Annotated in this window: 15 protein-coding genes; 5 read left to right on the top strand and 10 right to left on the bottom strand. The window is 74.3% G+C overall.

All coding sequences use genetic code 11. From position 1 onward, the window contains the following. Positions 1-58: 58 nt before the first annotated feature. Complete coding sequence (locus tag K1J57_RS10655; protein ID WP_220564283.1) at positions 59-445, top strand: DoxX family protein; 387 nt, start codon at positions 59-61, stop codon at positions 443-445. A 205-nt stretch (positions 446-650) separates the two neighbouring features. Here the strand turns inward: K1J57_RS10655 and K1J57_RS10650 are convergent, their stop codons facing one another. Continuing rightward, entirely contained in the window at positions 651-3,365 is a 2,715-nt protein-coding gene (locus K1J57_RS10650; protein ID WP_220564282.1) for a hypothetical protein, read from the bottom strand. Between the two features lie 160 nt (positions 3,366-3,525). Next, complete coding sequence (locus tag K1J57_RS10645) at positions 3,526-4,038, bottom strand: hypothetical protein (RefSeq protein WP_255646954.1); 513 nt, start codon at positions 4,036-4,038, stop codon at positions 3,526-3,528. A 54-nt stretch (positions 4,039-4,092) separates the two neighbouring features. Between K1J57_RS10645 and K1J57_RS10640 the strand changes: the two genes are divergently transcribed. Then, the gene (locus tag K1J57_RS10640) at positions 4,093-5,520 is read left to right on the top strand and encodes a cellulase family glycosylhydrolase (protein ID WP_220564281.1); all 1,428 of its coding nucleotides are present in this window, start codon (positions 4,093-4,095) and stop codon (positions 5,518-5,520) included. A 126-nt stretch (positions 5,521-5,646) separates the two neighbouring features. Here the strand turns inward: K1J57_RS10640 and hisG are convergent, their stop codons facing one another. From hisG to K1J57_RS10625, 3 genes are all read right to left on the bottom strand, one after another. Further along, positions 5,647-6,501 (bottom strand): ATP phosphoribosyltransferase, encoded by an 855-nt coding sequence (gene hisG, locus K1J57_RS10635; RefSeq protein WP_220564280.1) that lies wholly within the window; start codon positions 6,499-6,501, stop codon positions 5,647-5,649. A 77-nt stretch (positions 6,502-6,578) separates the two neighbouring features. After that, positions 6,579-6,842: a phosphoribosyl-ATP diphosphatase gene (locus tag K1J57_RS10630; RefSeq protein ID WP_220564279.1), complete on the bottom strand. Its 264-nt coding sequence runs from the start codon at positions 6,840-6,842 to the stop codon at positions 6,579-6,581. Positions 6,843-6,982: 140 nt separating this feature from the next. Further along, on the bottom strand, positions 6,983-7,810 hold the full coding sequence (locus K1J57_RS10625; RefSeq protein ID WP_220564278.1) for an SDR family oxidoreductase: 828 nt from the start codon (positions 7,808-7,810) through the stop codon (positions 6,983-6,985). 141 nt (positions 7,811-7,951) lie between these two features. Between K1J57_RS10625 and K1J57_RS10620 the strand changes: the two genes are divergently transcribed. Continuing rightward, positions 7,952-8,653 (top strand): class I SAM-dependent methyltransferase, encoded by a 702-nt coding sequence (locus K1J57_RS10620; protein WP_220564277.1) that lies wholly within the window; start codon positions 7,952-7,954, stop codon positions 8,651-8,653. Positions 8,654-8,681: 28 nt separating this feature from the next. On the opposite strand, the gene K1J57_RS10615 is transcribed toward K1J57_RS10620, so the two are convergent. Continuing rightward, a complete protein-coding gene (locus K1J57_RS10615) occupies positions 8,682-10,589 on the bottom strand; it encodes a hypothetical protein (protein ID WP_220564276.1) in 1,908 nt (635 codons plus the stop codon). Between the two features lie 728 nt (positions 10,590-11,317). Here K1J57_RS10615 and K1J57_RS10610 point away from each other — a divergent pair. Then, positions 11,318-13,684 (top strand): trehalase-like domain-containing protein, encoded by a 2,367-nt coding sequence (locus tag K1J57_RS10610; protein ID WP_220564275.1) that lies wholly within the window; start codon positions 11,318-11,320, stop codon positions 13,682-13,684. Between the two features lie 72 nt (positions 13,685-13,756). On the opposite strand, the gene K1J57_RS10605 is transcribed toward K1J57_RS10610, so the two are convergent. Beyond that, on the bottom strand, positions 13,757-14,542 hold the full coding sequence (locus K1J57_RS10605; protein ID WP_220564274.1) for an SDR family NAD(P)-dependent oxidoreductase: 786 nt from the start codon (positions 14,540-14,542) through the stop codon (positions 13,757-13,759). Between the two features lie 120 nt (positions 14,543-14,662). Here K1J57_RS10605 and K1J57_RS10600 point away from each other — a divergent pair, with 120 nt between their 5' ends. After that, on the top strand, positions 14,663-15,328 hold the full coding sequence (locus K1J57_RS10600; RefSeq protein WP_220564270.1) for a TetR family transcriptional regulator: 666 nt from the start codon (positions 14,663-14,665) through the stop codon (positions 15,326-15,328). Positions 15,329-15,465: 137 nt separating this feature from the next. Here the strand turns inward: K1J57_RS10600 and K1J57_RS10595 are convergent, their stop codons facing one another. From K1J57_RS10595 to K1J57_RS10585, 3 genes are all read right to left on the bottom strand, one after another. Then, a complete protein-coding gene (locus K1J57_RS10595) occupies positions 15,466-16,161 on the bottom strand; it encodes a hypothetical protein (protein ID WP_220564268.1) in 696 nt (231 codons plus the stop codon). A 230-nt stretch (positions 16,162-16,391) separates the two neighbouring features. After that, positions 16,392-17,798, bottom strand: coding sequence for a dihydrolipoyl dehydrogenase (lpdA, locus tag K1J57_RS10590; protein WP_220564266.1), 1,407 nt, complete (start codon positions 17,796-17,798; stop codon positions 16,392-16,394). Positions 17,799-18,037: 239 nt separating this feature from the next. Continuing rightward, complete coding sequence (locus K1J57_RS10585; RefSeq protein WP_220564264.1) at positions 18,038-18,667, bottom strand: hypothetical protein; 630 nt, start codon at positions 18,665-18,667, stop codon at positions 18,038-18,040. Between the last annotated feature and the right edge of the window lie 85 nt (positions 18,668-18,752).

The following is an 18,752-nucleotide window of genomic DNA, read 5'->3' as shown; positions in this document are numbered from 1 at the left end:
CCCGGAGTCCGCTCCGGGGCCCTTCCGCGTTTTATGACCCGCGGGTAACTTAAGGGTCGTGACGAAGAACCCGCGCACGGCCGCCCCGTACGCCCTCGGCGGCCTGTTCCTGGCCTCGGCCGTACTGCACTTCATCGCCCCGAAGCCGTTCGAGGCGATCATGCCGCGCTCCCTGCCCGCGCCGCGCGCCTGGGTGTACGGCAGCGGCGTCGCCGAGGCCGCGTGCGGCCTGGGCCTGCTGACCCGCCGCCGCTGGGCGGGGCCGGCCGGCGCCGTCCTCCTCCTCGCCGTGTGGCCCGCCAACATCCGGATGGCCATGGACTCGGGCACGGGGCGCCTGCCCGGCCCGGCCGACAACCGCATCGTGGCCTGGGGGCGCGTCCCGCTCCAGATCCCGCTCATCTGGGCCGCGCTCCAGTCCCGCCCCGAGCCCCCGGCCTCCTAGGGCGTGTTCGGCGGATCATTCCGGGTCGCGGCCGCGAGGCCTCCTCTCGCCGCGCCGCCTGCGCTCGGACAGCCGAACCCGGGCTGACCCGCGCCGGCCGTCTTGCGAGAGATCGCCTCGCGGCCGCTCCCGGCATTCGGCGCAAGCGCCGAAACGCTCGAAAGCATCCACCGAACACGCCCTAGGGAGGCCGACGGTACGGCGGTCAGGACTTCCAGGACGGTCCCCACCCGCTGCTGTCGGAGACCCCCTCCGGCATGGGCTCCAGCAGCCCGGCGCCGGGCGGCTCACGGTCCGCCTCGGGTCCCGGAACGATCGACGGCTCCGCCTCGACCTCCCAGCGGTCCGCGGGAGGCGGCGGCACCAGCGAGGCTCCCGGAGGCGCGCTCGCCCCACCGCTCCCGAAGGCGTCCCACGTCCCCTGCGCACCGGTGGCCCCGGCCGACCCGCCGCCCACATCGGCGACCGGGCGACCACCCGAGCCGTCACCCGCCCCGGCCATATCGCCGTACCCGGGCGCGTCCGCGTACCCGGGAGCGCCGGCCCCAGCCGTGTCTCCGTACGCACCAGAGGTCCCAGCGGCACCACCATGCCCAGGACCACCGTGCCCGGAAGCACCGTGTGCATCCGAGGCCCCGGTCACATCTCCATAGCCAGAGGCCCCGTGCCCACCAGAGGCCCCAGCGATGTCTCCATACCCGGAAGCACCGGGCGCACCCGCACCGCCAACACCACCATGGCCAGAGCCACCATAAGCACCAGAGGTCCCAGCCGCGCCCGGGGCACCAGAGCCACCACTATGCCCGGACGCACCATGGCTACCAGAAGCACCGGCCGCATCCGCGTAGCCGGAGGCACCGTGTGCCCCGGGCGCATCCGCGTAGCCAGAGGTCCCAGGCGCACCGGCCGCGCCGCCATGCCCAGGACCACCGTGCCCACCAGACGCACCAGCCACATCTGCGTACCCAGAGGCCCCGGGCACACCGCCATGCCCGGGGGCACCGTGTCCACCAGAGACCCCGGCCGGCTCTCTGTACCCGGAGGTGCCATGTGCCCCGGCCGCACCACCGTGTCCAGAGGCCCCAGACGCATCCGCGTACCCGGAGGCGCCATGTGCCCCGGACGCACCACCGTGCCCGGGAGCACCGTGTCCACCAGAGGCCCCAGCGGTGTCTCCGTACCCGGAAGCACCGGGCACATCCGCGTACCCGGAGGACCCGTGCGCACCGCCATGCCCAGGGGCACCGTGTGCCCCGGCCGCATCGGCCGCATCCGCGTACCCGGAGGCGCCTTGTGCCCCGGACGCACCGCCGTGCCCGGGGGCGCCGTGTCCACCAGAGACCCCGGCCGGGTCTCCGTATCCGGAAGCACCGGGCGCGCCCGCGCCGCCGGCACCGCCATGGCCGGAGTCACCGTACGCACCAGAGGTCCCAGCCGCGCCCGAGGCACCGGCGACACCACCGTGCCCGTGGGCACCCGGGGCCCCGGCCGCAGGCGTCCAGCCGCCCGGGACATCGCCGGCCCCCGGCGCACCAGGAGCACCGTGCCCACCAGGGGCCCCGGCCGTATCCGCGTACCCGGGAGCGCCATGAGCACCGGTGGCACCGCCATGCCCGAAGGCACCGTGCGCACCGGAGGCACCGGCAGCTCCTCCGGGTCCGCCGTGGCCGTGGGAGCCGGAGTCGCCCTCGTACGCCCCGGCGTTGTGCGCGCCGGAGGCGCCCGAGGCGCCGACCGCGTTCCAGGAGCCGTCGGCGTCGCGGGGGTCGGGACGGCCCGGAGCCGGCGCCGCGTCGGCGGGGCTCCAGTCCTCCGGCGGCACATCCACCACCGGGGACGTCTCCTCCTGGCTCTGCACCAGGGGGTGCACGACGGTGCCCGCCGGGTGCACCCGCCCCCACCAGGCGGCGGCCTCGTCGCGCCCCAGCTCCTCCTCGACCCGCAGCCACCCCGGGATGTGCGGGTGGCGGCGGCCGGTCCGCCAGGTGTGCTTGAGGGAGATCGGCTCCAGCACCAGCACCCGCTCGCCGTCGACGACCGGCACCGATCCCGGCGTCGCCTCGTTGCCCACCCACATGCCGTCGCCGCCGACCAGGTCCCACTCGCCCTCGACGATCGACAGCCGCGGGTCGTCGCGCAGGTCGGTGGCGGACGCCACCCAGTCCGGCATCGGCCGCTGCCCCGGCACGCCCCGGCCCTCCGGGCCGATGAGCGCGTCGGCCAGCAGCGTGTGCAGCTGGAAGTTGTCCCCCACCCCGTCGAAGCGCACCCGGAACGCGCGCCCCGACGCCCGGTCCAGGACGAGCATCCGGTCGGCCTCGGCCATCAGCAGCAGCTCGTACACCTCGCCGAACTCCTCGACGTGGCGGCGCATCCGGGAGGACAGCGCCTGCAGCTCGGCGAGCCCCCGCGGGTCCTGGCGCAGCGCGGCGCGCACCTCGGCGTCGCCCAGCACGGCGCGGATCGCGATCCCGTACGGCTGCATGGTCGCCCACGAGGCGAGCGAGTACATGTCGGCGTCGCCGAGCACCGGGGTCACCCGCGCCCGGTGCGACTCGCCGGTCTCCCGCGGGTGCGGCGGGTCGTCCTCGCCCGTCGACTCCCAGGCGTCCGCGAAGCGCAGCGCCTGCGCGCCGATCTCCCGCGCGCGCCGGGTGATCTCGACTCCGGCGGGCCCGGCCGGGGTCCCCACCTCGACGAGGGCTCCGCACAGCACCGCCAGGTCGGCGACGGCCCCCAGGGCGATCCGCTCCGGCGTGCGGAGACGTTCGGCGATGGCCGCGAGCGCTGCGGCCCGCTCCTCGACGGGAACGTGCCCGGCCAGCTGGAACAGCGTTCCGGCGAGCGGTAGAACCTCGTGGGGCCGCGACTGGGCGGCCTCGACGACGTCGGCGACGGCGCGGCGGAAGTCTTCGATCATTCGGGCATCGTGACACAGTCCTCCGTCAGTGCCGGAGTCCTCCCCCGGAAACGACCACCTTCGGCCACGGGGGATCACCGTGGACGAACAGCGCGTGAACACCATCAAACCGACGGACGACAGGTTCAGGTGCGTCCGAAACCCCGTCCCACCCGGGCCTTCAGGCCGCCACCGCCGTCCGCGGCCGGGTCGCCAGCCGGGCGAATCCGCAGATCCAGCCCAGTGTCGAACCCCACAGCAACCCCGTGACCAGCCCGCCCGCGAGCATCGCGTACCACCCGACGGGGCCCAGCCCCATCTCCCAGGCGGGCAGCAGGGCGCGCGGCGCACCGGCGGCCGCCGCCCCGAGGGCGAACGCGCCCCACCCCGCCAGGAACGCCCGGACGGCGGAGGCGTCGGGGCGGCGCGCCACGGACCGCGCCGTCGCCCACCACACCACGGCGGCGAGCACGGCCACCCCGGCCAGCTCGGCGGCGAGCGCCGACCAGGGCTGTTCGCCCAGCGGCACGAACCGCAGCCCGGGCACGGCGAACGGCGCCCCCAGGGCGCTGGGCAGCAGCAGCCATGCGCCCCGCGCGCCCAGCCAGGTGAGGAAGCCGGTGGTGCCGAACAGCAGGCACGGCAGCAGCGCGGCGGCGGAGGTGGCCGCCGGGATATTGCGAATAAGATTCACGTTTTGCAGGATAGTGACGTACGTCTCTTTTCCCCACCCCCCGAAGGACGCGACTTGAAACGTCTCGCGGCGGTCCTCGCCGTCCTGGTCCTGCTGCCCGGCCTGCTCGCCGCGGCCACCCGGCACAACCCCGGGCCCACCCGCTACATCACCGACGACCGGGGGCGCGCCCTGTTCCTGCACGGCTTCAACACCTCCGGCTCGGCCAAGTCCGACCCCGAGCGCCTCCCCTGGATCACCGAGGACGCCGTCCAGGCCGAGTACGACCTCATGGGGACCAACTTCGTCCGCTTCCTCATCCAGTGGCAGGCGCTGGAGCCCGAACGCGGCGTCTACGACGAGGACTACCTCGACGCCGTCGCCGAGCGCGTCGACTGGTACGCCGAACGCGGCTACCACGTCCTCCTCGACATGCACCAGGACCTCTACGGCCGCTACACCAGCCCCCAGGAGCACTCCGGCAACGGCGCCCCGCGGTGGGCCACCCACAACGACGGCCTGCCGGTGGAGTCCCAGGACATGTGGGAGCTGGTCTACCTGGAGCCGGGCGTCATGCGCTCCTTCGACCACTTCTGGAACACCACCGGCGAGCACCCGTACCTCATGGACGACTACGCCGCCGCCTGGAACCACGTGGCCACCCGCTTCGCCGACGAGCCCGCCGTCCTGGGCTACGACCTCATGAACGAGCCGTTCGGCGGCAGCCTCCAGGGCCCGGACTTCGAGGCCGGCCCCCTGGCCGAGCTGTACCGGCGCTGCCTGGAGCGCATCCGCGAGGCCGACCAGGACGCCTGGATCTTCGTCGAGGGCCAGGCCGTGGGCGTCAACTGGGGCTTCCCCTCCGCGCTCCCCCGCTTGGAGGACCCGCGCGAGGGCGGGCCCCGCATCGTCTACGCCCCGCACGCCTACCCGCTGCCCATGGACCTCGGGCGGCCCTACGAGGGCGACTCCCGCGCGACCGTGGACCGCAGCATCGACCTGTGGTCCGACAGCGTCCGCGTCACCGCCGAACGCCTGGGGGCGCCGGTCGTACTGGGCGAGTTCGGCCTGGACATGTCGGGCCCGGGCGCGGACGCCTACGTGCGCCGCATGCTGGAGGAGACCGAGTCGATGTCCTCCGGCCGCGCCTACTGGTCCAACGACCACGACGGCTGGGGGCCGTGGGCGGACACCGACCTCGCCCCGGGGCCGCTGGCGGAGGTCATGTCCCGCGCCTACCCCCGGGCGGTGGCGGGGCGGCCGGTGGAGGTCTCCTACGACGCCGCCCCGGCCCGGTTCCGGCTCCGGTTCACCGAACGCGAGGGCGTGTCGGGCCCCACCGAGATCCACCTCCCGGCGCACGCCTTCCCCGACCACGAGCTCACCGTGGACGCCCCGGACGGCTGGACCTCCGACTGGGACGCGGAGCGCCGCGTGCTGTCCGTCGAGATCCCGGACCACGGGGAGGGCACGGAGTACACCATCACCGTCGTTCCCGCCTGAGCGGCCCGCCCGGCCCGCACCGGCACCCCCGTCGGAGGGCGGCGGCCGCCCGCGCCCTCCGGAACGCATGCCCCGGACACGCGGAGGGGCCCGCGGTCGCCCGCGGGCCCCTCCCCCACCCGCCGCCTACAGGCGGCAGGCGTAGATGTCCGTCACCAGGATCGCCCGGGCGCCCAGCTGCCACAGGTCGTCCATGATCCGCTGGGCGTCCCGGCGCGGCACCATCGACCGCACCGCCACCCAGCCCTCCCGGTGCAGGGGGGACACCGTCGGGCCCTCCATGCCGGGGGTCAGCGCCACCGCCGCCTCCAGGCGCTCGGCGTGCACGTCGTAGTCCATCATCACGTAGTCGCGGGCGACCAGGACACCGCGCAGCCGCCGCAGCAGGGTGTCGAACTTGGCGTCGGGCCCGGCGTCCACGGGGCGGATCAGCACCGCCTCCGACACCAGGATCGGCTCCCCGAACGTCTCCAGCCCCGCCTGGCGCAGCGTGGTGCCGGTCGACACCACGTCGGCGACGGCGTCGGCCACCCCCAGCTGGACGGAGCTCTCCACCGCGCCGTCCAGGTGGATGACGCGCGCGTCGACCCCCTCCTTCTCCAGGTAGGAGCGGAGCAGCCCGTCGAACGACGTGGCGACGCGCTTGCCGTCGAGGTCGGCGACCGTCATGTTCGCGCCGTTGGGCGCGGCGAACCGGAAGGTGGACCCGCCGAACCCCAGCGGCAGCACCTCGTCCACGGGGGCGCCGGAGTCCAGCAGCATGTCGCGGCCGGTGATCCCGGCCTGCAGGATGCCCTCGCCGACGTACACGGCGATGTCCTTGGGGCGCAGGAAGAAGAACTCGGTCTCGTTGTCCGGGTCGACCATCACCAGGTCGCGGCTGCTCTTGCGCTGCCGGTAGCCGGCCTCGCGCAGCATCTCGACGGCGGGCTCGGACAGCTGGCCCTTGTTGGGCACGGCGATTCTCAGCATGTCGGGCATGTGTCTGGCTTTCGTGTTGGCTCTGCGTGTTCGAAGACGTCGAGCGGCCGTACGCGCCGTGGTCGGGGCGCGCCGACCTACAGATGCCTGTAGACGTCTTCCAGCCGCAGGCCACGGGCCAGCATCAGGACCTGGAGGTGGTAGAGGAGCTGCGAGATCTCTTCGGCGGCCTGCTCGTCGGATTCGTACTCCGCGGCCATCCAGACCTCGGCCGCCTCCTCGACGACCTTCTTGCCGATGGCATGGACGCCGGCGTCGAGCTGGGCGACGGTCCCGGACCCCTCGGGTCGGGTGCGCGCCTTCTCGGACAGCTCGGCGAACAGCTCTTCGAAGGTCTTCATGGTGTCTTTCCTCGACCGACAGTGCACTGACAAGCCTAGGCGTTGCGGCCACCATCCGCTGCACGCGGGGGCGGGAGTCTCACCATGCGGTCGGGGAACACGTCACATCCACCGCCGCGCCCGCCCCCGGCGGGGGCCCGTCACACCATGCGGCGGGCCACCAGCCGCACCAGGGAGCGCGGCAGGACCTTGAGCAGGCCGTCGGCGGTCTTGTACTGGGCACCGGGGACCACGTGGGAGCGCCCGGCCGCCCAGGCCCGCAGCGAGTCGCGGACGATGTGCTCCTTGGGCACGAACGCGAACTCGGGCAGCCCCTTCTCCTGGACGCCCCGGGTCATGTCGGTGCGCACGAACCCGGGCAGCACCACGGTGACGGACACGCCCCTGCCCCGCACCTCCGCGGACACGCTCTCGCTCCACAGGGTGAGGAACTTCTTGCCCGCCCCGTACACCGAACCGCCGGGGTTCACGGCGGGCTCCCCGGCCAGCGAGGAGACGGTGATGACACCGAGCCTGGCCTGCTCCCCGGCCTCGCGGCGGGCGATCTGCACCGGCAGCACGGCCCGGGTCAGCTGGAGGACGGCCCGCACGTTGAGTTCGAGCATGGCGTCGATGTCGGCGGGGTCCTGTTCGGTGAACGCTCCGCCGTCGCCGCGCCCGGCGTTGTTGACGAGCAGGTCGACGGCGGGTCGCTCCCCCGTGCCGTCGGCGGTGAGGCGCCCGGCGACCGCGTCCACCCCGCCGCGCGAGCCGAGGTCGGCGGGCAGGACCTCGACGGGGGTGCCGTAGATGTCGCGGATCTCCTCGGCCAGCGACTCCAGGAGCTCCTTGCGCCGGGCCACCAGCACCAGGCCGTAGCCGCGCTGGGCCAGGCGGCGCGCGTACTCCTCGCCGATGCCGGAGGAGGCGCCTGTCACCAGCGCCGTCCGGGGGTGCTCGGTACGGGTGCCCTCGTCCGCTTCGCTCATGGGGCCAGCCTAACCACCAGGGCCGGCGCGGTGCCGCGGCCGGGGTTCCCGCCGGGGCGGTGGGATGGTCCACACCCGCAATTCACGGCGCGGGAACACCGGTGTCTCCCATCGGAGGCCGCCAGGGGTTAGCGTTCGGTTATGTCCGAGACAAAGAGCACCGCCGGACCCCTCGCCGCCCTCGACGAACGCCTGCGCGACACCAGGCTGTTCTTCACCCAGGCGCTGCGGACGTTCCATGCCACCGGTTCCATCCTGCCCAGCAGCCCAGCGCTGGCCCGGGCGATGGCCGAACACGTCCGTGTCCGTCCGGTACCCGACGAGCCGCTGCGGATCATGGAGGTGGGCGCGGGCACGGGGGCCATCACCCGCGGGATCGCCGCCGCCATGCGTCCGGGGGACACCGCCGACCTGGTGGAGGCCAACCCCGAGTTCGCCGCCCACCTCGAACACCTGCTGGAGACCGACCCCGCGCTGTCACCGATCGCCGCTCAGGCGCGGGTGCACGCCAAGCTGGTCGGCGACATGGGCACCGACCGCACCTACGACGTGATCCTGTCGGGGCTGCCGTTCGCGAACTTCACCGCCGACGCCGTCCGGGAGATCCTGGAGTACTACTTCGAGGTGCTGCGCCCCGGCGGCCACCTCTCCTTCTACGGCTACCTGTACACGAAGGAGGTGAAGGCGGTCATCGCCCGGCGCGAGGACTACCTGCGCCAGGCGCGCACCAGCTGGGTGGTGCAGGACTGGATCGACCGGTACGGCGTCCGGTCCGACCGGGTGATCGCCAACGTTCCGCCCGCGTTCGTGCACCACCTGCGCAAGCCCGAGAAGACCTCGTGACCGCCGGGGCCCGCCCGGTGCGGGCCCCTCAGCCCCCTCCTCCGATCCGGGCGACCGCGTCGCGCAGCAGGGCGGTCAGGTCCCGGTCCTGGGCGATACCGCGCCTGCTCAGAGCCCGCGGCGACACGTGGGCGGTGCGGTCGGAGCCGAGCAGCGCGCGCAGCCGCGGCAGCGCCCGCCCGGCGGGGGGGCCGATCCCGCCGAGCAGGCGCACGGCGGCCGTGCCGGTGCCGGTGAGCACCCGCTCCCCCAGGTAGGGGTGGTCGGTGTCGAGCAGCGCGGCGAGCACCGCACGCGTGTCCCCGGTGACCCGCCACAGGGCGTGCAGGGCCCGGGCGTCGTGCGCCCCCCGCAGGTCCGTGTACTCCCGCAGGTCGGCCTCGTAGCGGGCGGCGGCGGGACCGGCCTCGGCGAGCAGCGCCCACTCCCGATCGTGCCACCGGGCGCCGAAGGGGCCCAGCAGGTCCAGCGCCGCCCCCGTGTCACCGGTGAGCCGCAGGTACGCGTGGGCCCGTCCGGGTCCGGCCGCGGACTCCCGCACCCGGTCGGCGTGCCGCGCCGCGGCGGGGCCGATCGCGGCCAGCGCCGCCACCAGGCCGGGGTCGCGGTCGCCGCCGCCGAGCAGGCCGGCGACCGCGTCGGCCAGCGGGGCCGCGCGGGGACCCCAGGCCGCCAGGGCGGGGGCCGCCCACCGGGCCTCCCAGGGGTCGCCCCCCATCCGTTCGCGCAGGTGCGGCAGCAATTCGTCGGCCCAGGGCGCGAACGCCTCCATGGCCTCCTCGAACGTCGGGTCCCAGCCCCACGGGTCCCTGGAGGGGACCGGGTCGAACCCGAACAGCGGCAGGCCGGAGCGGGCCGGGAGGAGCGCGGGCGCGCGGGGGTCGCGGAGCCGGGCCAGGGCGAGCAGCGCCTGCGCGTCGCCGCCGGGTTCCGCGGCGATGCCGGCCAGCCGGTCCGCCCACGGGAGCGCATGTTCCCCGACCGCGGACAGCGACCGCACCGCCCACCGCCGGACCTCCGGGTCGGGGTCGTCCAGCAGCGGCGCGACCCGCCCGGCCCAGGGCCCGGCCGCCGAACGGAACTCCCCGACCAGGTCCAGCGCCGCCCGCACGGCGGCCGCGCGCACCCGTGCGTCGGCGTGCCCGAGCAGGTCCCGGGCGACCCGCTCCCGCCCGTCGCGGTCCAGCGCCCGGTGGATCCAGACCTGGGCGTAGCGGAAGCGCCGGTCGTCACAGCCGTCGGCGCCCAGCCCGGCGGCCCGGAACCACCGGGGGCGCGGCTCCCGGACCAGGTCGTCCATGGCGGCCCGGGCGGTCGGCACCGGGTCCCCGAAGGCCCCGGAACCGACCAGTACCCGCTCGTCGCGGTCCCCGTTCTCGAACCGGTCGCGCAGCCACCCCGGAACCGGTCCGCCCCTCCCGGTGAGCCGGACGGCGGCGGCCAGGAGCCGGAGCCGGACCCCGGGGTCGGCCTCGGCCCCGTGGCGTTCGCGCAGGGCCTCCACCACGGCGGCGTCCCCGCCCCGCCCCCGGGCCAGGGCCTCGGCGGCCTTGACGCGCACCTCGGGGCAGGGGTCGGCCAGCAGGGAGAGCAGCACCTCCCGCACGGTGGCCGGTGCGGGCAGGTCCCAGCCGGAGCACACGTCCCCGACGAGGTCGAGGGCGTCCAGCCGGACCTGGCTCGGGCGCCCGGCGTCGGCGGCCGCCCGCGCCAGGAACGGCAGCGCCGCGGGCACCGCCGACGGGAGCCGGTACCCGTACCCCCGGTCGGCGAGGCTCACGCAGAGGTCCTCCAGCGCCTCGACGGCCTCCGCGGGGTCCCCTGTGAGCGCCGCCGCGAGGTCGTCGCGGACCCCGGTGCCGTCCTGTCCGTGGCAGTCCACGAGATCGCCCCAGGGCACCCCGTCCAGCCCGCGCAGGCGTTCGTCATCGGCCATGGGAACCACCGAACAGCTCCGCCCGCCGCAACGCAAGCCCTTTCGGAGGTCGTGCCTCACCCTCCTCCGACACGCGCGATGGCCCTGTCGAGCAGCGCCAGCAGTTCCCGATCATGGAGGACGTCCCGCCATCCGGAGCCGGGCCGCCCCTGCCGCCACGGCCGCCGCGGGGCGGCCCACAACCGCCGCAACAGCGGCAGGGCGGGCGCGGCCGCCGCGCCCATCTCCCCCAGCGCCCGCGCCGCTCCCCGCCCGGCTCCCGCGGGTCGGCGCCGACGAAAAATCCCGATCGGCCGGTGGCACACCGCACACCATCCTCTCGGCCAAGAAGGGGAAGAGTCCCGGTCAAGTCGGCTTTGCGTGCTTTCTCCGCATTCGCAACGCTCGGCGCCCGCTTCCATCTCGGACACACCCTCGCCATTCACCCGAAACACCTCTAGAGTGACCTGCATCACGCCCCCCACGGGCCTCAGGGGCAACAGACCGCAGGTAGTCTCGCGTTGACTTCCGGAGGACCGGATCTTGACGCTGCGCGCGATCCCTTTCATCCACATCCGCGTTAAAAGTTCCTGAGATCTGCTTCAAGTCCCCTGAGGCCCCACCCGTGCCACAAGCCCCGGGTTCTACGTTTTCCACACCAGTCTCGTGTGAACCCGGCGTATGCGCACGGAGTCCTACAGATCACCCATTTTTCCCAGGTCGTTGCGTGGACCAGCGGAGGAGGCACAGTGACGCTCACCCAAACGGTGAACGCGGCCCCGGGCATGCCGGAAGAGCCCACCGGCGTGACCCCCGACCCCTTGTCCACCGATGCGCGCCGACGGGTGTCGGCACTGGCCCGCACCTCCCGGCTGCTGGTGGCCTGCGACTACGACGGAGCCCTGGCCCCGCTGGACGCGGACGGCCGCCCCGACCGCCGCCCGCTGCCCGAAGCAGTGCGCGCCCTGCGCGAGCTGGCCGAGCTCCCCGGCACGGTGTGCGCGGTCATCTCCGCCCGTCCGCTGCGCGACCTGGCCGCCCTGTCCCGGCTGCCCGGCGAGGTGCGCCTGGTCGGCGCCCACGGCACCGAGTTCGACACCGACCTGACCGCCGACCCCTCCGCGCACGGCAAGGCCGAGGCCCTGGAGGTCCTGCGCGGGCAGGTCGAGGCCACCGCGGTGCTGTACATGGGCGGCGGCGACGGCGAGGAGCCCGTCTTCCTGCACCTGTCCGGCGCCGACGCCGGGATCCGGGTCGGCGACACCACCGAACCCTCCGTGGCCGCCCACCGGGTGGCCGACACCCCGGCCGCCGCCCAGCTGCTCTCCCTGCTGGCCGCCGAGCGCCGATCCTGGGTGTTCGGGGAGCGCCCCACCCCGATCGAGCGCATGTCGCTGCTGTCCAACCGGTCCTCGGTCGCCCTCGTGGGCCCGGACGCCCGCCTGCTGTGGCTGTGCCACCCCGAGCCCGACTCCCCGGCCCTGTTCGCCGAACTGCTGGGCGGCCGCTCCGCCGGGGTGTTCGCGATCGCCCCCGCCCACAAGGGCCTGCCCCTGGGCCAGCGGTACGAGCGCGACACCATGACGGTGCGCACGCGCTTCTCGCGGCTGGAGGTCATCGACTACCTGGCCACCGACACCGCCCCGGGCCGCACCGACCTGGTGCGGGTGATCACCGGGACCACCCCGGCCGTGGTGGAGTTCGCCCCGCGCCCCGACTTCGGCCGCGCCCCGGTGCGCATCACCCCCAAGGACGACGGCCTCGTCGTCGAGGGCGCCGAGTTCCCCATCGCCCTGTACTCGCCCGGCGTGTCCTGGCGCATCGACCACGACGGCGTGGACGACATCGCCTACGCCACCGTCCAGCCCACCTCCGAGCGCCCCGTGGTGCTGGAGCTGCGCTGCGGTACCGACTCCCTGGCCCCCGGCGACCTCCCCGAGGCCGAGCGGCGCCGCACCGGCGAGGCCGAGTGGGCCGACTGGCTCGGCGGGCTGTCCCTGCCCGAGACCGAGAGGCGGCTGGTGGCGCGCTCCGCGCTGACCCTGCGCGGGCTGTGCACCCCCACCGGCGGCGTCATGGCCGCGGCCACCACCTCCCTGCCCGAGGAGATCGGCGGCATCCGCAACTGGGACTACCGGTACTGCTGGCTGCGCGACGGGGCCCTGACCGTCCAGGCCCTGGTCGACCTCGGCTCCACCGCCGAGGCCGAGGCGTTCCTGGACTGGGTGCACCGCGTCGTGGAGACCCTCCCCGGCCCCGAGCTGCTCAAGCCCCTGTACTCGCTGCGCGGCACCGACCTGGGCCCCGAGGAGGTCATCGACTCCCTGTCCGGCTACGCCGGGTCCCGCCCCGTCCGGGTCGGCAACCTCGCCGACCACCAGGTACAGCTCGACGTGTTCGGCCCCGTCGTGGAGCTCATCGCCCACCTCGCCCGGGTGCGCGGCACCCTGGCCGACCGCGACTGGGAGCTGGTCCAGGAGATGGCCCACGCCGTCGCCCGGCGCTGGCAGGAGCCCGACCACGGCATCTGGGAGGAGCGCGACGAGCCCCGGCACCGCGTCTACTCCAAGGTCATGTGCTGGCTCACCCTGGACCGCGCGCTCACCCTGGCGGCCGCCTACGACCGCGCCCCCGACCCCGGCTGGGAGCCCCTGCGGGCACAGATCGCCGCCGAGGTCGTGGACAAGGGGTGGAACGCGGACGCGCAGGCGTTCACCACCGCCTACGACGGCACCGACCTGGACGCGGCCTCGCTGCACATCGGGCTGTCCGGGCTCATCGACCCCTCCGACGAGCGGTTCCAGGCCACCGTGACCGCCATCGAGGCCGAGCTGCGCAGCGGCCCCACCGTGTACCGGTACCACCGCGACGACGGCCTGCCCGGCGGCGAGGGCGGCTTCCACCTGTGCACGACCTGGCTGATCGAGGCCTACCTGGCCACGGGGCGCCGCGCTGAGGCCGAGGAGCTGTTCGCTCACCTGGTGGACTGCGCCGGTCCGACCGGCCTGCTGCCGGAGGAGTTCGACCCGGTGACCGAACGCGCGCTGGGCAACCACCCGCAGGCGTACTCCCACCTGGGCCTGATCCGCTGCGCCCGCCTCCTGGACCAGGGCTGACCGACTCCGAGAACAAGGGAAGGGGCCGTGCCGCGGAACATCCGCGGCACGGCCCCTTCTCGCTCCCCGGGATCAGAAGTGGGTGCCGCCGTCGACGCGGACCTCGGTCCCGGTGATGAACGCGCCGTCGTCGGAGGCCAGCATCGCCACCACCGACGCCACCGTCTCCGGCCCGGCGAACCCCTGTCCGAGGGCGGGGCCGAGCTTGGCGAACAGGGCCATGTCGGCGTCGTCGGGCAGTCCGGGCCCGCGGCTCTGACCGCTGGCGCCGCTGCCGTCGGTCATCCCGCTGGAGATGGAGCCGGGCTGCACGGCGGTGAAGCGGATCCCGGCGCCGGCGAACTCCGACGCCAGCGCGTGGGTCATCGACTGGATCCCGCCCTTGCTGGCCGCGTACGCCGCCATGTAGGGGTGGGCGAACGCCGCCGAGGTGGAGCTGAAGTTCACCACGGCGGGGCCGTTCCCCCGCTTCAGCTCGGGCAGCGCCTCGCGGATCACCAGGAACGTGCCGACCAGGTTGACGCGCAGGACCCGCTCGAAGTCCGCCAGCGCCGTCCGCTCGGTGTGCGAGGAGCGCAGGATCCCGGCGGCGTTGACGAGCGCGTCGAGCCCGCCCAGTGCCTCGACGGCGATGCCGACGCCGGTGCGCACCGAATCCTCGTCGGAGACGTCCAGGAACACCGTGGTCAGCCGCTCGGCCAGGTCCCCCGCGCGGTCGACGGTGTCCTTGAGCCCGGCCTCGCTGACGTCGGCGGCGACGACGCTGCCGCCCTCGGCCAGCATGCGCAGCACGGTGGCCTGGCCGATGCCCGACCCGCCGCCGGTGACCAGGACCCGTCGTCCCTCGTAACGGTTCACGGCCCTTACCTCCTCCGCCGCGTCCGGCCGGGCGCGGCCTCGTGCATGAAATGTCCATTTGGCACAACATGCCACTTCGACTTTTTATGCCGCCTTGGGAGGGACTTAGGATCGAGCGCGATGGTCACCGCAGAATCCGGGGGGTCCCGCCCCTCCCTCACCGCCCGCCGCAAGGCCGCGACGCAGGTGGAGATCGCCCGGGCCGCCGCCCGGCTCTTCGCCGAGCGCGGCGTCGACAACACCACCGCCGAGGACATCGCCGCCGCCGCCGGCGTGGCGCTGCGCACGTTCTACCGGTACTTCCGCACCAAGCAGGACGCCGTCGCCCCGCTGCTCAGCACCGGTGCGCAGCACTGGCGGGACGCGCTGGCCGCCCTGGAGGAGCCCGCCGGCGACGGCGGGCCGGCCCCGGGGCTGCCCGAGGCCGTCGAGCGGTCCGTCGTGGACGCCCTGACGCCCGGCGGGCCGGAGGAGGAGCGCGCCCTGGAGTGGACGCGCGCGCTGCTGCGCGCCGCCCGCGAGGACGCCACCCTGCGGGCCGTCTGGTACCGGGTCAACCAGGAGTCGGAGGAGCTCCTGGTACCGCTGCTGGCGGCGGCCGCCGGCCGCCCCGACGACGACCTGACGGTGCGCCTGGCGGCGGCCGCCGTCACCGACGCCATCCGCCTGTCCATGGAGACCTGGTCCGCCGGGGACGCACCGCCCGGCGGAGAGGACGGCCCCGCCGCCCTGGCCGCGCGCTGCCTGCACGCCCTCGCCGGGGGGCTGCCCGACCTCCTGCGCTGACCGGGGGGCCGACCTGGACATCGGTGATCAACCCGCCCCAGCGCAGCGCCCCCCTGCGCCGACCGGGAGCGGACACGGCGGAGGCCGCCGGCGGTGCCGGCGGCCTCGACGTCCGTGATCCCTGCGTGCGGCCGGGGTCAGCCGCGCACCCGCTCCGCGGCCAGCATCACCACGCGCTCCAGGTCCTCGCGCGGCACTTCCCCGCCGTAGGCGATCGCGGTCACGTACAGCTCGCCCGGCAGCGACAGGTACAGGTGGCGGGTGCCGCCGTCCACCGTGCCCACGTACTCCAGGTCGCCGCCCAGGGAGTCGGACTCGTCCGTGTGGTAGGTGTCGACGTCCACGTCGATGTCCACCTCCCAGTTCATCTCCTCCTCGGCGCCCGGCACCGCCACCACGTCGGGGCTCAGGCTCGGGTCGACGTTGAGGGTGAACACCAGGGTGAACGTGGCCGCGCCCGGCGTCCCGGAGCCGTCGCTGAACGAGCAGGTCAGCTGCTCGGCGTCGGCGAACCCCTCGACCTCGCCGCGGTCCTCGGCCAGCACGGTCCCCGGCGCGAGGTCCCCGACGACCTCTGCTGCGCCGACCTCCGCGCACGACTCCGGCAGCGCGTACTGCGCGTCCTCCTCCTGCCCCTCCCCGTCCTCCGGGCTCGGGCTCGCGCTCGCCTCCGGGCTCGGGGACGCCTCCCCGTCCCCGGAGAAGAGGCCGAAGTCCGTGTCGAACTCGTCGAACTCGACGACGTCGCAGCCGACCAGGACGAATCCACCGATCACGGCGGCGGCGACGGCCGTGCCCAGGCACGACAGGGGGGAGGACGGGATCAGTCGCATGGGTGGCTCTCGGTGTCGGGAGTGTGCCGGACGAAAGGGGACGGTTCCGGCGGGGGACACAGGGAAACTTAGCAAGTCCGCCGCGGTCCGGCACAACAGGACGACGGACGCCCGCCGGGGCCGCGGCCGCGCCCGGCGCTCCCGGCACCGGACACGGGGAAGGGCGCCGGGGACCGGCCCCGGCGCCCTTCGTTCCGCACGCCGCGGGACGGACCCCCGCGGCGGACGGCCTAGAAGTTGATCATGTGCCCGGACAGCCCGTGCACGGCCTCCTTGACGGCCTCGCTCAGCGTCGGGTGGGCGTGGATGTTGCGCGACACCTCGTGGACGGTCAGGTCCCACTGCTGGGCCAGGGTCAGCTCCGGCAGCAGCTCGGTGACGTCGGGGCCGATCATGTGGGCGCCCAGGATCTCCCCGTACTTGGCGTCGGAGAGGACCTTGACGAACCCGCGGCTGTCGCCGATGCCGTGCGCCTTGCCGTTGGCCATGAACGGGAACTTCGCGACCTGCACGTCGAACCCGGCCTCGCGGGCCTCGTTCTCGGTGTAGCCGAAGCTCGCGATCTGCGGCTGGCAGTAGGTGGCGCGCGGGATGAACTTGTAGTCGATCTCCTGGGTCTCGGCCCCGGCGATGGTCTCCACCGCGACGATGCCCATGGCCTCGGCGGTGTGGGCCAGCATCAGCTTGGCGGTGACGTCGCCGATCGCGAAGATGTGCGGCACGTTGGTGCGGCCCCGGCCGTCGATGGCGATGGCGCCCCGCTCGGTGAGCTCCACGCCGGTCTTCTCCAGGCCGTAGCCCTCGACGTTGGGCGCGAACCCGATGGCCTGGAGCAGCTTGTCGGCCTCCAGGACCTGCTGGTCGCCCCCGGTGGTGGTGACGGTGACCTTGACGTTGCTCCCGGTGTCCTCGACGCCCTCCACGCGGGTGGAGGTCAGGACCTTGACGCCGAGCTTCTTGTAGGCGCGGGAGAGCTCCTTGGAGACCTCCTCGTCCTCCAGGGGGACGATGCGGTCCAGGAACTCGACGATGGTGACGTCCACGCCGTAGTTGGCCAGGACGTAGGCGAACTCGACGCCGATGGCGCCCGCTCCGGCGATGATGATGCTGCCGGGCAGCTCGGACTCGAGGATCTGCTCCTCGTAGGTGACGACCCGCTCCGACAGCTGCGTGCCGGGCAGCAGCTTGGTGGAGGAGCCGGCGGCGATCACCGCGTGGTCGAAGGTGACGGTCTCGCTGGAGCCGTCGCCGCCCGCGACCTCGATGGTGTGGTCGTCGACGAAGGTGCCGCGGCCGTCGATCTCGGTGATCTTGTTCTTCTTCATGAGGAAGTGGACGCCCTTGACGCGGCCGTCCGCGACCTCGCGGCTGCGGCTGAACGCCTTGCCGTAGTCGAACTCGACCTTGCCGTCGACCTTGATGCCGAAGAGGTCGGCCTCGTTGGTGAAGAGGTGGGCCAGCTCCGCGTTGCGCAGCAGGGCCTTGGAGGGGATGCAGCCCACGTTGAGGCAGACGCCGCCCCAGTACTTCTCCTCGATGACGGCGGTGTTCAGGCCGAGCTGGGCGGCCCGGATCGCGGCGACGTAGCCGCCCGGGCCCGCGCCGAGAACGACCAGATCGAAGTGTCGCTGCCCCATGACGGGATCTCCTTGAGTGTGCTCGTGACTCACCCAGCGCGGTCGGCCTGCCGGGGTGTCGGATTGCCGAACGCCAGCCTAGTCGGGTCCGTGCTCCCTGTGGGCGACCACGGCTGCCGTGCCGGTCGGACACCGGCCCCCGGGGCGTCCACCTGCGTATTCCCGCCCGGGCCCCGGCCCGCCGCCGACGCGGCGCCGTCCGCGCCCACGGCGCGCGGACCCGCCGGCCCGTTCCCGGATCAGGGGGTGGTGGGGAACTCGTAGTCCTCGGGATGGAACTCGACGACCACGGGCTCGACGCCCTCCTCCTCGCGTGCCGTATGGGCGTCGACGCACGCCTGGTCGCAGTCGTTGACCAGGGGCGGGCGCTCCTGGGGCGTGTTGAGGATGTCGTCGAGGATCTGCGCGCGCGGGTCCTCCCCTCCGGAGGTGCCGCCGCTCCCGTCGGCGGGCGCGGTGCCCTCGACCGGTGCGCCGACGGGGCCCTGGGCGGGAGCCGTCGCGTCGCCGCCGGCCACGGGGTCGGCGGCGGTCCCCTGGGGGACACCCTCGCCGGGGTCCGCGAGCAGCGGCGTGGTGCGGCGTTCGCCGGTGTCCCGGTCGGGCCCGGACTCGGCCGTCCCGGTCGTGGCGGCCGGCGCGAACGCGTCGGCGACCTCCACTCCCAGGTAGGCGGTTCCGCCCACCACCAGCCCGGCGGCCGCCACCAGCGCCACCCGGGCCGCCCACGACTTCGCAGGGCCGGAAGCGCTCTCCACGACGCCGGCGGTGTCCGGGACCGCCGCGGTCCCGGCGTCCCCGTCCTCCCCGGCGGGGCCGCCCGCCGTCTCGGGCTCCTCCGGCCCGGGGGTCCGGGGGGTCTCGGTCACGGCGTCCCCAGCGGCCGCCGAGTCTCGGGCGGGCTCGACAGGCTCGGCGGGGGCGGATTCCGGGGCAGCGGTCCGGGCGGGCTCG

The organism is Nocardiopsis sp. MT53 (assembly GCF_019598965.1).
Taxonomy (GTDB): Bacteria; Actinomycetota; Actinomycetes; order Streptosporangiales; family Streptosporangiaceae; genus Nocardiopsis; species Nocardiopsis changdeensis.
Note: the sequence above shows the minus strand (reverse complement) of the source record. Positions and strands in the feature narration are given on the sequence as shown.

What these genes read in the sequence shown, in the direction of transcription:
- lpdA (WP_220564266.1), bottom strand. Translation starts at nt 17,798, where the DNA reads ATGGGGCAGCGACACTTCGATCTGGTCGTTCTCGGCGCGGGCCCGGGC.
- K1J57_RS10600 (WP_220564270.1), top strand. Translation starts at nt 14,663, where the DNA reads ATGGTCACCGCAGAATCCGGGGGGTCCCGCCCCTCCCTCACCGCCCGC.
- hisG (WP_220564280.1), bottom strand. Translation starts at nt 6,501, where the DNA reads ATGCCCGACATGCTGAGAATCGCCGTGCCCAACAAGGGCCAGCTGTCC.
- K1J57_RS10620 (WP_220564277.1), top strand. Translation starts at nt 7,952, where the DNA reads ATGTCCGAGACAAAGAGCACCGCCGGACCCCTCGCCGCCCTCGACGAA.
- K1J57_RS10630 (WP_220564279.1), bottom strand. Translation starts at nt 6,842, where the DNA reads ATGAAGACCTTCGAAGAGCTGTTCGCCGAGCTGTCCGAGAAGGCGCGC.
- K1J57_RS10650 (WP_220564282.1), bottom strand. Translation starts at nt 3,365, where the DNA reads ATGATCGAAGACTTCCGCCGCGCCGTCGCCGACGTCGTCGAGGCCGCC.
- K1J57_RS10625 (WP_220564278.1), bottom strand. Translation starts at nt 7,810, where the DNA reads ATGAGCGAAGCGGACGAGGGCACCCGTACCGAGCACCCCCGGACGGCG.
- K1J57_RS10615 (WP_220564276.1), bottom strand. Translation starts at nt 10,589, where the DNA reads ATGGCCGATGACGAACGCCTGCGCGGGCTGGACGGGGTGCCCTGGGGC.
- K1J57_RS10595 (WP_220564268.1), bottom strand. Translation starts at nt 16,161, where the DNA reads ATGCGACTGATCCCGTCCTCCCCCCTGTCGTGCCTGGGCACGGCCGTC.